This is a genomic window from Streptomyces sp. NPDC033216 (assembly GCF_055577115.1).
This window is the reverse complement of sequence record NZ_JBVIQK010000008.1, coordinates 155,423-167,946: the sequence shown is the minus strand read 5'-3', so window position 1 is coordinate 167,946 and position 12,524 is coordinate 155,423. Positions and strand designations below refer to the sequence as shown.

12 protein-coding genes are annotated in these 12,524 nt (G+C 73.1%); 8 read left to right on the top strand and 4 right to left on the bottom strand.

Translation table 11 applies throughout. The features are described from left to right. Nucleotides 1-134: 134 nt before the first annotated feature. Nucleotides 135-920, top strand: a complete 786-nt coding sequence (locus ACZ5Y0_RS17635; protein WP_469129564.1) for a chaplin — start codon at nt 135-137, stop codon at nt 918-920. Nucleotides 921-992: 72 nt separating this feature from the next. Here the strand turns inward: ACZ5Y0_RS17635 and ACZ5Y0_RS17630 are convergent, their stop codons facing one another. Then, a complete protein-coding gene (locus tag ACZ5Y0_RS17630) occupies nt 993-1,181 on the bottom strand; it encodes a DUF5703 family protein (RefSeq protein ID WP_005485166.1) in 189 nt (62 codons plus the stop codon). A 47-nt stretch (nt 1,182-1,228) separates the two neighbouring features. On the opposite strand from ACZ5Y0_RS17630, the gene ACZ5Y0_RS17625 reads away from it, so the two are divergent. Continuing rightward, nucleotides 1,229-1,930, top strand: a complete 702-nt coding sequence (locus ACZ5Y0_RS17625) for a hypothetical protein (protein ID WP_469129563.1) — start codon at nt 1,229-1,231, stop codon at nt 1,928-1,930. Between the two features lie 74 nt (nt 1,931-2,004). Here ACZ5Y0_RS17625 and ACZ5Y0_RS17620 read toward each other — a convergent pair whose 3' ends face one another. Beyond that, nucleotides 2,005-4,239: a helix-hairpin-helix domain-containing protein gene (locus ACZ5Y0_RS17620; RefSeq protein ID WP_469129562.1), complete on the bottom strand. Its 2,235-nt coding sequence runs from the start codon at nt 4,237-4,239 to the stop codon at nt 2,005-2,007. After that, the gene (locus tag ACZ5Y0_RS17615; protein ID WP_469129561.1) at nt 4,236-5,222 is read right to left on the bottom strand and encodes an aldo/keto reductase; all 987 of its coding nucleotides are present in this window, start codon (nt 5,220-5,222) and stop codon (nt 4,236-4,238) included. The genes ACZ5Y0_RS17620 and ACZ5Y0_RS17615 overlap by 4 nt, the downstream gene beginning before the upstream one ends. A 200-nt stretch (nt 5,223-5,422) precedes the next feature. Between ACZ5Y0_RS17615 and ACZ5Y0_RS17610 the strand changes: the two genes are divergently transcribed. Together ACZ5Y0_RS17610 and ACZ5Y0_RS17605 are read left to right on the top strand one after the other, a co-directional pair. Then, the gene (locus tag ACZ5Y0_RS17610) at nt 5,423-6,478 is read left to right on the top strand and encodes an LLM class F420-dependent oxidoreductase (RefSeq protein ID WP_469129560.1); all 1,056 of its coding nucleotides are present in this window, start codon (nt 5,423-5,425) and stop codon (nt 6,476-6,478) included. A 245-nt stretch (nt 6,479-6,723) separates the two neighbouring features. After that, nucleotides 6,724-7,512 carry a ferritin-like domain-containing protein gene (locus ACZ5Y0_RS17605; protein ID WP_469129559.1) on the top strand — a complete coding sequence of 263 codons (789 nt, stop codon included), beginning with the start codon at nt 6,724-6,726 and terminating at the stop codon, nt 7,510-7,512. 255 nt (nt 7,513-7,767) lie between these two features. Here ACZ5Y0_RS17605 and corA read toward each other — a convergent pair whose 3' ends face one another. Then, nucleotides 7,768-8,763, bottom strand: coding sequence for a magnesium/cobalt transporter CorA (gene corA / locus ACZ5Y0_RS17600; RefSeq protein WP_469129558.1), 996 nt, complete (start codon nt 8,761-8,763; stop codon nt 7,768-7,770). Nucleotides 8,764-8,837: 74 nt separating this feature from the next. On the opposite strand from corA, the gene ACZ5Y0_RS17595 reads away from it, so the two are divergent. The 4 genes from ACZ5Y0_RS17595 to mshC all read left to right on the top strand — a co-directional run bounded on the left by ACZ5Y0_RS17595 (nt 8,838) and on the right by mshC (nt 12,365). After that, nucleotides 8,838-9,524: a histidine phosphatase family protein gene (locus ACZ5Y0_RS17595; protein ID WP_469129557.1), complete on the top strand. Its 687-nt coding sequence runs from the start codon at nt 8,838-8,840 to the stop codon at nt 9,522-9,524. A gap of 86 nt (nt 9,525-9,610) precedes the next feature. Then, on the top strand, nt 9,611-10,201 hold the full coding sequence (locus ACZ5Y0_RS17590) for a DUF3090 domain-containing protein (protein ID WP_469129556.1): 591 nt from the start codon (nt 9,611-9,613) through the stop codon (nt 10,199-10,201). After that, the gene (locus ACZ5Y0_RS17585; protein WP_469129555.1) at nt 10,165-10,998 is read left to right on the top strand and encodes an SCO1664 family protein; all 834 of its coding nucleotides are present in this window, start codon (nt 10,165-10,167) and stop codon (nt 10,996-10,998) included. Before ACZ5Y0_RS17590 ends, ACZ5Y0_RS17585 begins: the two co-directional genes overlap by 37 nt. Nucleotides 10,999-11,135: 137 nt before the next feature. Continuing rightward, nucleotides 11,136-12,365, top strand: a complete 1,230-nt coding sequence (gene mshC, locus ACZ5Y0_RS17580; RefSeq protein ID WP_469129554.1) for a cysteine--1-D-myo-inosityl 2-amino-2-deoxy-alpha-D-glucopyranoside ligase — start codon at nt 11,136-11,138, stop codon at nt 12,363-12,365. Nucleotides 12,366-12,524: the final 159 nt, after the last annotated feature.

The window sequence follows — 12,524 nt, the reverse complement described above, 5'->3', positions numbered from 1 at the left end:
CTTTTCTCATGTCCCTTCGCACGAAAGTCGAGGGAGTGAGAAAGGAAAGCCGAAGAAGTAATGGGACCCGGAGGCCTCGCGCTGCTGGAAGGATGCGAGCAATTCGGGACGAGATCGAAAGCAGGGATTCAGGAATGCGACAGGTCACCCGTAAAGGCCTCATGACCATGGCGGCGGCGACGGGCGTGATGGCGGCCGCCGGAGGGTACGCCCACGCCGACTCCGGTGCGACCGGCTTCGCCTCCAACTCGCCCGGCGTTCTGTCCGGCAACAACATCCAGGTGCCGGTGCACGTGCCGGTCAACGTCTGCGGCAACACCGTCGACGTCGTCGGCGTCCTCAATCCGGCCATGGGCAACTCCTGTGCCAACCGCAGCACGGGCCCCAGCGGCGGCGACAGCGACACCGGGTACGGCGGCAGCCGCGGCGGCTCCCACTCGCAGGGCGGCTCCGGCTCGCAGGGCGGCTCCGGGGGTGCGCAGGCGGTCGGCCACACCGCCGGTTCGCCCGGCCTCGGCTCCGGCAACAACATCCAGGTGCCGGTGCACGTGCCGGTCAACGTCTGCGGCAACAGCGTCGACATCGTCGGGATCCTCAACCCGGCCACGGGCAACGACTGCGCCAACGTCAGCGGCCCCGGCCGCGAGTACGGCACTCCTCCCGGCGGCCAGGAGGAGACGCCCGGCGCGCCGGGCGGCGAGGGCCCCGGCAAGCCGGCCGGCCCCGGAAAGTCCAGCCACTCCGAGGTCGGGGGCCCCTCCAAGCCGGGTCACATGACCCCGGCCGGCGCCTCCGCCGTCCACTCCCCGCAGCTCGCGCAGACCGGCAGCGACCTGCCGCTGAGCCTCGCCCTCCCGGTCGGCGCGGGAGCGCTGCTCGCGGGCGCGGTCCTCTACCGCAAGGCACGTGCCTCGGTGTGAGAGCCCTCTGGCATCGCACAACGGAGCGGGCCCCGCCTCGGCGGGGCCCGCTCCGTTTCCGTCATGTTCAGCTCACCACGTGGCGCGTACCTGACGGATGATCCGCCGACGCAGCCGCACTCGTCGGCTGCCGTCCCGCAGCAGGCTCAGACGGTCCAACTCCCAGTGTCCGTACTCCGCATGGTCGGTCAGCAGACGTGTCGCGTCCTTACGGGAGACACCGCGCGGTACGTACACGTCGACAAATTCGTATTCCGGCATCGCATCTATTGTGCGGGCTGGGGCCCGGTACGGATAGCGTCTGCACTATGTCTGATGCTGCGCAGCCCACCGCTGCCGAGGTACGCGCCGCCGCCGAGGCGGTCAAGACCGCGCTCGACCGCCACCTGGCTGCGGTCGAACGCAGGACGGGTGAGGACGACCCGGCCGTCTACGAGGCGTTCAACGAGCTGGCCGCGGCCGCGGAGGCGTACGACGAGCTGCTCTACGACCGCTATGACGAGGTCACCCCTTTCGAGATCCCTGGCGCGGAGGACTCGCTGCCGCCCTACGCGGGCCCCGAGGAGCCCAATGCCCTGAGCGTGCTGATCCGCCGCGACTACGCCGTGGTGGAACCGCAGCGGCTGCTGGCGCAGGCCCAGCGGGTCGAGGCGGCGGAGTTCGAGGACGTCGTGGACGCGGAGGCCTCCGGGACCGTTCACGGCGCGCTGGGCCTGCTCTTCGGCGAGTTCGAGCCCGACGAGATCGCCTCCCGGCACAAGGAGTTCGGCCTGGAGGAGGGCGACTCCACCCTGTGGGTACTGGCGGCCGACGAGCCCGCCGAGCCGGGCGAGTGGCTGGAGACGCCCTTCGAGCTGCCGGACCCGCAGCAGGTGGTGTGCCGCTTCGACGTCAGCTCGGTCTTCGACGACGACATCGAGGGCGGACTGACGGATGACGAGGAGGACGAGGAGGAAGACCTGGAGCCGTTGGACGCCCCGGACAGGCCGGTGGACGGCGGCAGGCGGTAGGCGGTGAGAGGCGGGGCTCGGCGGGGAAACGATCCCCCCGCCGAGCCCCGCCGCCGTTCGCCTGTCCCCGGACGTCAGCCCGCCGTCGGCACCTGCGTGCGCAGCAGGGCCGGCAACCGGGTCGTGCGGGGCTTCGCCAGGACCTCGGCGACCGCTCGGGGCAGCGCCTGCTCGACCCCGTGGACCACGGACAGGTGGCGCTCCGCCCGGCTGAAGGCCGTGTAGACCCAGGGTCGGGAGAGGACCTGCGCGGCGTCCCCGGGCAGCACCACGACCGCCGCAGGCCACCGGCTCCCCGCCGCCTGGTGCGCCGTCAGCGCCCACCCGTGCCGGACGGACTGCTCCACCCGCTCCCTCGGTACGACCACGGCGGCACCCGCGCAGGAAAGGTGCAGCCCCTCCGCGTCGGCCGTCACCACCCGGCCCGGCACCGTACGGCCCGGGGCGGGGGAGTAGGCGATCCGGTCACCGGGGTCGAAGCCGCCGAAGCGGCCGGGGCCGGGGTTGAGGCGCTCCTTCAACGCGGCGTTCAGCGCGCGGGTGCCGGCGGCGCCGCCGTGGCCCGGGGTGACGACCACCGTCTGCTCGGCGGCGATGCCGAAGGCCCGCGGCACGGAGTCCGCGACGAGCTGCACCGTCCGGTGCACCGCCTCCCCGGCGTCCCGCACGGGCACGATCACGATCTCCTTGCCGGGCGCGTCGACCTGGTTCAGCTCACCGATGCCGACCCCGGAAACCAGCTCGCCGAGCGGCCCCGGATCGGGCGTGCGAGAGGCGACCTGGGGGCACACGCGGGCGGCGAGCAGGTCGGCGAAGACCCGGCCGGGCCCGGCCGACCAGAGCAGCGCCGGGTCGCCGCTGAGCACCAGCCGGGCGCCGTCCGGGAGCGACTCCACGACCATCGCGGCGGTCTCCACGTCCAGCTGCGGCGCGTCCAGCAGGACCAGCAGGTCGAGGGCGAAGGCGCCCTCGGCGTCCCGGCCGGGGCCCTCGGCGCCGGCCAGCAGACCGGGGAGGGTGACGACGGATCCGTCCCCCGCGTCCGCCGTAGCCAGGTGTGCCGCGAGCCGGTGCCGCCCGTCGGGTGTGTGGCAGGCGGCGACCGCGCGCAGGCCCAGGGACCGGGCGGCGGCGAGCAGGGCGGCCGGTTCGGCGCGGGCGGCCTCGCCACCGGTGTGCAGGACCAGACCGTGCCCGGCGACCGCGCGGATCAGCTCGGCGGTGCTGCCGGACGCCGAGGCGGCGGCGGACTCCCACCGCGCCGAGGTCTCCTTGGCCAGGGAATTGGCCACGCGGGCCAGACCGTCGGCGAGGCTCTCCTCCGCGAGCGCGTACCGCTCCAGGCCGACGAGGACCCGGACCGGGCCGCTCTCCTCCCCGTCGTCCTCCTCCTCGGACGTCTCGGTCGTGGCGGCCGCGGCCGCGGGGGTTCCGGGTTCGTCCAGGGCGTCCTGGAAGGCGAGGGCCTCGCCCTCGGCGAGGGTGCTCTGCACGGCCTCGTCCGCGTCCGGTACGCCCCGCTGGGCGAGCGCGGCCGTCAACGCCGGCAGTTCCAGGGCGGTGTGCCCGGCCAGGGCGGCCTGCTCCAGCAGCCATACCGTGACCGCCCGGCCCCGCCGCTCGTCGTCCGGGGCGCACTCCGCGCCGAGCAGCGCCCGCGCGAAACCGTCGGCCTGCTCGGGCCGTACGCCGGGGACGCGCAGCAACTGCCAGGGGTCCTCGCCCAGGGCCTCCGCGGCGACCTCGCCGAGAGCCGTGGCGACCTGCGGCGCCAGCGTCTCGGGAGCACCGCCACCGGCCAGCACACGGCGTACGGCCTCGACGGTGTCCGGTGTCGGTGCCGTGGCGAGGGGCTCCGCGGCGACCGGCTGTGGGCGCCGCACGGGCTCCGGCGCGGCGCGGCGTGGGGCGGGCTCCGGATCGGCGAACACGGTGGCGGTGGGCTTCTCCCCGCTCTCCACGGCCCGTACGGCCGCGAGGAGGTCGGCGGCCCTGCCGCTGAGCTTGGTCCCGGCGGGGATGGGACCCTGCTTCTCGGCCTTGCGCCGCTCGATCCGCTCACGCTCCAGCTTCTGAGCGGCGAGTTCCGCCTCGGCCTCGGAGAGCTTGCGGGCGGTCTCGTCGGCCGTGGACTCCGGCACGGCCGCGTCGGCCGGCGCGGACTCACCGGCCGCGGACCGGGCCGTCGTCGCGTCGGCCGCGGCCGGCACGGAGCCGTTCTCCGGTGAGTCCTCGGCGGGCGGGGCCTCGTCCGGGGTGCCCGGCCCGGTGTTCTCCATGGTGCTGGGGGGCTCCGGCTCCGTGCTCACAGCGTGCTCCAGTCGGGATCGGGATAACGGTGCACGGGCGCCGACACGTCGTCGAGCGCCCGGCAGATCTCGTCAGGAAGACTAAGGGCCTCCACTGACAATGCCGCCGTGAGCTGCTGCGCGTTGCGCGCGCCGATGATCGGGGCGGCCACTCCGGGCCGGTCGCGGACCCAGGCCAGGGCGACCTGGAGCGGGGTCACCGCGAGCCCGTCCGCCGCGGTCGCGACGGCGTCCACGATGCGGCTCGCGGTGTCGTCGAGGTAGGGCTCGACGAACGGCGCGAGGTGGTCCGAGGCGGCGCGGGAGTCCGGCGGCAGGGCGTCGCTCCGGTACTTGCCGGTGAGGACGCCCCGGCCGAGCGGGGAGGCCGGCAGCAGGCCGATGCCCAGGTCGAGCGCGGCCGGCAGCACCTCGCGCTCCACTCCGCGCTGGAGCAGGGAGTACTCCATCTGCGTGCTGGCCAGCCGGGTGCGTGTGCCCGGCGCCGCGAGCTGCCAGGTGGCGGCCTTGGCGAGCTGCCAGCCGGAGAACCCGGCGATTCCCACATACCGGGCGCGGCCGCTGGCGACCGCGATGTCGAGGGCCTGGAGAGTCTCCTCCAGCGGGGTGTCCGGGTCGAAGGCGTGCACGTGCCACACGTCGACGTGGTCCGTCCCGAGCCGGCCGAGCGAGGCGTCCAGGGCCGCGAGGAGATGGCCGCGGGAGCAGTCGAAGCGCCGGTCCGGGTCGGGCACGCCGCCGGCCTTCGTGGAGATGATCAGGTCCCGGCGCGGCACCAGGCCTTCCATGAGCCGCCCCAGCAGATACTCGGCCTCTCCGTCGCCGTACACGTCCGCCGTGTCGACGAGGGTGCCGCCCGCCTCCCAGAACGTCTTCAAGAGGTCCGCGGCGTCGTGCTCGTCGGTGTCGCGGCCCCAGGTCAGGGTGCCGAGCCCGATGCGGGACACGCGCAGGCCGGTGCGGCCGAGATGCCTCTGCTCCATGGACGCCGAGATTACTGGCCGGAACTGGGCCGTGGGTTGCCTGTGGACAACCGAGTTCCGGGCCGGTCGCGACCGGCCCGCGGCAGGCCGGGGGCCCCGCGGGCCGACGCGACCCTCGCCACAGCGCCCTCCCCCGGGGGCCACCCCCGCGCTACTGTCTCCGGAACAGCGTCGTTACTGATCAGTAAGGGGAATCGGCCATGCAGCTCGGGATCAACCTCGGCTACTGGGGTGCCGGAATGGACGGGGACAACCTGGCCGTGGCACAGGAGGCCGACCGGCTCGGGTACGCCGTCTGCTGGGCCGCGGAGGCCTACGGCTCGGACGCCGCCACCGTGCTCACCTGGGTCGCCGCCCAGACCGAGCGGATCGACGTCGGCTCGGCCATCTTCCAGATCCCGGCCCGCCAGCCGGCGATGACCGCGATGACCGCAGCCACCCTCGACTCGCTGTCGGGCGGCCGCTTCCGCCTCGGCCTCGGTGTCTCCGGCCCGCAGGTCTCCGAGGGCTGGTACGGCGTCAAGTTCGACAAGCCGCTGTCCCGCACGCGCGAGTACGTCGAGATCGTCCGCAAGGCGATGACGCGCGAGCGGCTGTCGTACGAGGGCGAGCACTGGACGCTGCCGCTGCCGGGCGGTCCGGGCAAGCCGATCAAGCTGACCGTGCACCCGGAACGCGAGCACATCCCGCTCTACATCGCCGCCATCGGCCCGAAGAACCTGGAACAGACCGGCGAGATCGCCGACGGCGCCCTGCTGATCTTCCCGTCCGCCGACCACATCGAGGACACCGCGATCAAGCACCTGCGCTCGGGACGCGAGAAGGCCGGCAAGTCGCTGGACGGCTTCGACGTCTGCCCGACGCTGCCGCTGGCCGTCGGCGCCGACAAGGACGTCGAGCAGCTCGCGGACACCTTCCGCCCCTACACCGCGCTGTACGTCGGCGGGATGGGCAGCCGCAAGCAGAACTTCTACAACCAGCTCGCGCGGCGCATGGGTTACGAGCAGGCCGCCGACGAGATCCAGGACAAGTACCTCTCCGGCGACAAGCAGGGCGCCGCGGCCGCCGTACCGCACGAGCTGATCGACCGGACCACGCTGCTGGGTTCCAGGGAGCGGATCGCCGACCGGATGAAGGCCTACGCGGCGGCCGGTGTCACCACCCTCACCCTCGCACCCGCGGGCTTCACCCTCGACGAGCGGCTCGCCTCGCTGCGGGCGGGCGCGGAAGCGCTGGAGCTGGCCGGACTCGCGTAGGGCCTCTGGTAGCGGGGAGGGAGCTTTTCAGCGGCCGTGGTGGGGGCTCGGGGGTCTTCCCCGCCACGGCCGTCACCGGGAACAACGCGTCGGCGGGCGCGCGGTTACGCCTTCGCCGCGAGCTTCTCGGGTCATCCGTTCGGCGGAGTCGTCCGACGCACCTGTTGCAGTGCCTCCCGTCGCGCACTTGACTCGTTCTTCGCGGAACCCGCGGAATTCCCCGCGCTGCGGAGAGGTGTCTCACGATGCTTTCGGCCAAGAGTCTGTTCCAGGAGATCCTGGACAACGACGAGTCCTTCCGGCTGTTCTGTTCCATCGCCGCGAGCGGGGAGTCGCAGGGCGGCTGGGAGAACGCCCGGATCGCCGCGCTCGTCCCGCCCGACCAGCGCGATCTCGCCCCCAAGATCACACGGCACGGCGCGGACGAGGACAAGCACGGGCGGATCTTCAACGCCCTGTTGAAGAAGCGTGGCCTCCAGCCCGTCCCGGTTCCGCCCGACACCGACTACACGATGCTCCTGGAGCGGGGCGGGATCGGCCTGGCGCACGACAAGCTCAAGGCCGACAGGCCGCTGACCGTGCAGGACGTCGTCACCTACCTCGCCCACAGCCGGGTCACCGAGCAGCGCGCCTCCGAGCAGATGAAGCTGCTGCGCAGGCACTTCACCGACCACCCCGACCTGGGCCGCGCGGTGCGGATGATCTCCCACGACGAGGACAACCACCTCGCCTACTGCCACGAGGAGTTGCTGCGCTTCGCGCGCGCGGGGCACGGCCGCGCCATCCAGCGGACACTGCGCGAGGCCGCGCTCGCGGAGATCCGCGTCTACCGCGACGTCAGCCTCGCCGTGATGTCCCGTATGGGCCGTATCCTCGGCTGGTCCCGGCCCAAGGCGGCCCTTCTCGCCGGCGGCATCCACGCCTTGTACGCGTGGGAGCGGCTCGCGGGCTGGCGCCGCATGGTCACCCTGAGGATGCCCGAGCGCCGCGACGCCCTGGGCGGCCCGGCCACACCGGCTCCCGAGTTCGTCTGAGCGGCCTTCCCGCGCGCCGAGGGCCCATGCGAACCGGTCGCCGCCGCCTGGGCACGGAGCCTCGACCGCCGCCGGGGTCCCTCGGGCCGTGGCGGCGCGGCACCCACGCGCGCGGAGCCTCGGCCCGCGGCACGCGGGCGTGGACCCCCGTCAGCCGCACCGCCAATGGATCCCGAGTCCGCCGCATGGGGGTGGACCCGAGTCCGCCGCACGGGCGTGGACCCCGAGTCGCACGCATGCGTGCGGGTGGCGCCGCTACAACCAGCCCCGCTGCTTGAACATCCGGTACAGGACCACCTCCAGGGCGGCCATGAGCGCGATCACCGCGGGATACGACCACGTCCAGCGCAGCTCCGGCATGTGCTCGAAGTTCATGCCGTAGATCCCCGCGATCATCGTGGGGATCGCCGCCATGGCCGCCCACGCGGAGATCTTCCGCATGTCGTCGTTCTGCCGGACGCTCATCTGCGCCAGGTGCGCCGAGAGGATGTCCGACACGAGCCGGTCCAGACCTTCCACGGACTCGTTCACGCGCGCGAGATGGTCGCCGACGTCGCGGAAGAACGGCCGCGCCTTGTCGTTGACGAACGGCAGGGCCGCCCCGTGGCCGCCGGTGCCGGCCAGCCAGGACACCGGGGGCGTCAGCGGGACGGTCGCCCGGCGGAACTCCAGGACCTGCCGCTTGAAGGTGTAGATCCGGGACGCCGTGTTCCGTGAGCCGCCGCCGTCCGGCGAGAACACCTCCGCCTCCAGCTCCTCCAGGTCGGTCTGCAACTCGGTCGCCACGTCCAGGTAGTGGTCGACGGTGGCGTCGGCGATCGCGTAGACCACCGCGGTGGGTCCCTTCGCCAGCATCTCCGGCTCGCGCTCGAGCCGCTGCCGGACCGCCTTGAGGGGCGCGCCCTCGCCGTGCCGGACGGTCAGCACGAAGGAGTCGCCGAGGAAGACCATGACCTCGCCGGAGGACACCGTGTCGCTCTCCGGTTCGTACACCACCGGTTTCAGCACCAGGAACAGCGAGTCGTCGTACACCTCCAGCTTGGGCCGCTGATGGGCCTTGAGGGCGTCCTCCACCGCCAGAGGGTGCAGCGCGAACTCCTGCGTGACATGGGCGAACTCCTCCTCCGAGGGCTCGTGCAGCCCGATCCAGACGAAGCCGCCCGCGGCACGCGCGTCGTCCAGCGCGTCCGAGAAGTCCTCCGGCCCCTCCCTCCGGCGCCCGTCGCGATAGATGGCACAGTCGACGATCACGAAGCCCATTCTCCCTTCCACCGTTCCCGTGCCCCGTGCCCCGTGCGGCCAGGAGTACCCCTACCCTGGGCGGCATGCCCACGCTGATCCTGGTCCGGCACGGTCGGTCCACCGCCAACACCTCCGGAGTGCTCGCCGGCTGGACGCCCGGCGTCGCCCTCGACGAGCGCGGCGCCGAGCAGGCCGCCGCGCTGCCGGGGAGGCTCCGTGGACTGCCGATCGCCGAGGTCGTCGCGAGCCCGCTGCAACGCTGTCAGGAGACGATCCGGCCCCTCATGGAGGCCCGCCCGGACCTGTCCGTCCACTCCGACGAGCGGATCGGGGAGGCCCACTACGGCGACTGGTCCGGACGCAAGCTCGCCGAGCTGAACGACGATCCGTTGATGGAGATCGTCCAGGCGCATCCCTCGGCGGCCGCCTTCCCCGGCGGCGAGTCCATGCGGGCCATGCAGACCCGCGCCGCCGAGGCGGTCCGCGAGTGGAACGCGCGCGTGGAGCGCGACCACGGCCCCGACGCCGTCTACCTCATGTGCTCGCACGGCGACATCATCAAGTCGCTCGTGGCGGACGCGCTGGGACTGCATCTCGACCTCTTCCAGCGCATCTCCGTCGAACCCTGCTCCGTCACGGTGATCCGCTACACCCGCCTTCGGCCCTTCCTCGTGCGCCTCGGCGACACCGGGGACTTCGCCTCTCTCCTGCCGCGCGAGGAGCCTCCGCAGCAGGACGCCACGGTCGGGGGCGATGCGGGCGCACCGTGATCGTCGGCCGCAGTAGGGTGAAGCGGTCCGCATACGCGCGTTCAGGCATGGACGTTCCGTACCCACGATTCCCATGGAGACAGGACGTGTCCCGTCAGGTGTTCCTCTACGACCCCCCGGACCGCTTCGTGGCCGGTACGGTCGGACTGCCCGGGCGCCGTACCTTCTTCCTCCAGGCCACGGCCGGCTCCCGCGTGACCAGTGTGGCTCTGGAGAAGACCCAGGTCGCCGCGCTCGCCGAACGCATGGACGAACTGCTGGACGAGGTGGTACGCCGTAGCGGCGGAAGCGCCGCGGTGCCCGCCGTCGCGCCCACCGAGATCGCCGACTCCGCCCCCCTCGAGGCCCCCGTCGAGGAGGAGTTCCGGGTCGGCACGATGGCCCTCGCCTGGGACGGCGAGGAACAACGCATGATCGTCGAGGCGCAGGCCCTCGTGGAACTCGACGCCGAGACCGACGAGGACCTCGCCGAGGCCGAGGAACGGCTGCTCCAGGACGAGGAGAACGGGCCCCCGATGCTGCGGGTCCGGCTCACCGGCGCGCAGGCCAGAGCCTTCGCCAAGCGCGCCCTCGACGTCGTCAACGCCGGCCGGCCGCCGTGCCCGCTGTGCAGTCTGCCGCTCGACCCGGAAGGACACGTATGTCCGCGCCAGAACGGATACCGCCGCGGGGCGTGACGACCACCGACAAGGCCGACGCCGACCTCCTCGCGCAGGGCGAGCTGACCGTGCGCGGCGGCATCCGCGAGGCCTCCAACGCGGCCCTGTACTGCACCGTCGCGCACGAGGGCCGCGAGGCCGCCTGTGTCTACAAACCGGTCGCCGGGGAGAGGCCCCTGTGGGACTTCCCCGACGGCACCCTCGCCCAGCGGGAGGTCGCCGCGTACGCGGTGTCCGAGGCGACCGGCTGGGGGCTCGTCCCGCCCACGGTGTTGCGCGACGGGCCGTACGGCGAGGGCATGTGCCAGCTGTGGATCGAGGTGTCGCCGGAGGCCGAGCTGCTGGCCCTGGTCGACGCCGAGGAGCCGGAGCCGGGCTGGAAGGCGATCGGTTTCGCCGAGGTCGGCGAGGGGCGGTCCGCGCTGCTGGTGCACGCCGACGACGAGCGGCTGCGCCGCCTCGCCGTCCTCGACGCCGTCATCAACAACGCCGACCGCAAGGGTGGCCACCTGCTGCCCACCGCCGACGGGCGGCTCTACGGCATCGACCACGGCGTCACCTTCAACGCCGAGGACAAACTGCGCACCCTCCTGTGGGGCTGGGCGGGGGAGCCGCTGACCGGGGAGGCCGTCGAGGTGCTCCAGGGGCTCCGGGGCGCCCTGGCGCCGGGCGGGACGCTCGCCGCCACCCTGGCCGCGCTCATCACCCCGGCCGAGATCGACGCCACCCGCGCGCGGGTCGGCGCACTGCTGGAGTCCGGCAGACACCCGGAGCCCGGCGGCGACTGGCCGGCCATTCCCTGGCCGCCGGTCTAGTCAGGTCCCCCTCGGGCCGCTCACGTCCCGTCCGGGCGGTTCCCGGCACGTCGGCCGGAGCCGCGCAACGGTGTCTTCCCGGTCATCCCGCCCGCTCCGGTTCGTATCCGGGAGATCCCTCCGGTTAGGCTCATGACATGCATGCCTGGCCCGCTTCCGAGGTCCCCGCCCTGCCTGGTCATGGCCGCGACCTGAGGATCCACGACACCGCGACCGGCGGCCTCGTCACCCTCGACCCCGGTCCCGTCGCCCGTATCTACGTCTGCGGCATCACGCCCTACGACGCGACCCACATAGGTCACGCGGCGACCTACAACGCGTTCGACCTGGTCCAGCGCGTGTGGCTCGACACCAAGCGGCAGGTTCACTACGTCCAGAACGTCACCGACGTCGACGATCCGCTCCTGGAGCGCGCCCAGCGGGACGGCCTCGACTGGGTCGCCCTCGCCGAGAAGGAGACGGCCCTCTTCCGCGAGGACATGACGGCCCTGCGGATGCTGCCGCCGCGGCACTACATAGGCGCCGTCGAGGCCATACCAGGCATCGTCCCGCTCGTCGAGCGACTGCGGGACCTCGGCGCCGCCTACGACATCGAGGGGGACATCTACTTCTCCGTCGAGTCCGACCCGGACTTCGGCAAGGTCTCGGGCCTGGACGCCGCCGCCATGCGGCTGCTGTCCGCGGAGCGCGGCGGGGACCCGGACCGACCGGGCAAGAAGAACCCGCTCGACCCGATGCTGTGGATGGCGGCCCGCGAGGGCGAGCCCAGCTGGGACGGCGGCTCACTGGGCCTCGGCCGGCCGGGCTGGCACATCGAGTGCGTCGCCATCGCCCTGGACCACCTGGGCATGGGCTTCGACGTGCAGGGCGGCGGCTCCGACCTCGCCTTCCCGCACCACGAGATGGGCGCCTCGCACGCCCAGGTGCTCACCGGCGAGTTCCCCATGGCCAAGGCGTACGTCCACGCCGGCATGGTCGCGCTGGACGGCGAGAAGATGTCCAAGTCCAAGGGCAACCTCGTCTTCGTCTCCCAGCTGCGCCGCGACGGCGTCGACCCCGCGGCGATCCGGCTCACCCTCCTCGCCCACCACTACCGGGCCGACTGGGAGTGGACCGACCAGGTGCTCCAGGACGCCCTGGACCGGCTCGGACGCTGGCGCGCCGCCGTCTCCCGGCCCGACGGACCGCCCGCCGACGGCCTCGTGGAGGAGATCCGCGCGGCCCTGACGAACGACCTGGACGCCCCGGCCGCGCTGGCCGCCGTCGACCGCTGGGCCGCGCTCCAGCAGGAGCGGGGCGGCACGGACATCGGGGCGCCCGGCGTGGTGTCGCGGACGGTGGACGCGCTGCTCGGCGTGGCGCTGTAGCCGGCGGGAGCCTCGAGGAGCGGGGCGCTTCCTCCTCGCGAGGAAGCGCCCCGCTCCTGTGTTCGGCTCGGGCGGCCCCGCTGTGCGACGGGGGTGGACGGGGCGCGAGCGGACGGGAAGGGGGCGGTGCGCTCGGCGCACCGCCCCCTTCGCGAGACT

Excerpts from the sequence above, each read along its gene's own strand:
- ACZ5Y0_RS17635 (WP_469129564.1), top strand. The coding sequence starts at position 135 with ATGCGACAGGTCACCCGTAAAGGCCTCATGACCATGGCGGCGGCGACG.
- ACZ5Y0_RS17630 (WP_005485166.1), bottom strand. The coding sequence starts at position 1,181 with ATGCCGGAATACGAATTTGTCGACGTGTACGTACCGCGCGGTGTCTCC.
- ACZ5Y0_RS17625 (WP_469129563.1), top strand. The coding sequence starts at position 1,229 with ATGTCTGATGCTGCGCAGCCCACCGCTGCCGAGGTACGCGCCGCCGCC.
- ACZ5Y0_RS17615 (WP_469129561.1), bottom strand. The coding sequence starts at position 5,222 with ATGGAGCAGAGGCATCTCGGCCGCACCGGCCTGCGCGTGTCCCGCATC.
- ACZ5Y0_RS17610 (WP_469129560.1), top strand. The coding sequence starts at position 5,423 with ATGCAGCTCGGGATCAACCTCGGCTACTGGGGTGCCGGAATGGACGGG.
- ACZ5Y0_RS17605 (WP_469129559.1), top strand. The coding sequence starts at position 6,724 with ATGCTTTCGGCCAAGAGTCTGTTCCAGGAGATCCTGGACAACGACGAG.
- ACZ5Y0_RS17595 (WP_469129557.1), top strand. The coding sequence starts at position 8,838 with ATGCCCACGCTGATCCTGGTCCGGCACGGTCGGTCCACCGCCAACACC.
- ACZ5Y0_RS17585 (WP_469129555.1), top strand. The coding sequence starts at position 10,165 with ATGTCCGCGCCAGAACGGATACCGCCGCGGGGCGTGACGACCACCGAC.
- mshC (WP_469129554.1), top strand. The coding sequence starts at position 11,136 with ATGCATGCCTGGCCCGCTTCCGAGGTCCCCGCCCTGCCTGGTCATGGC.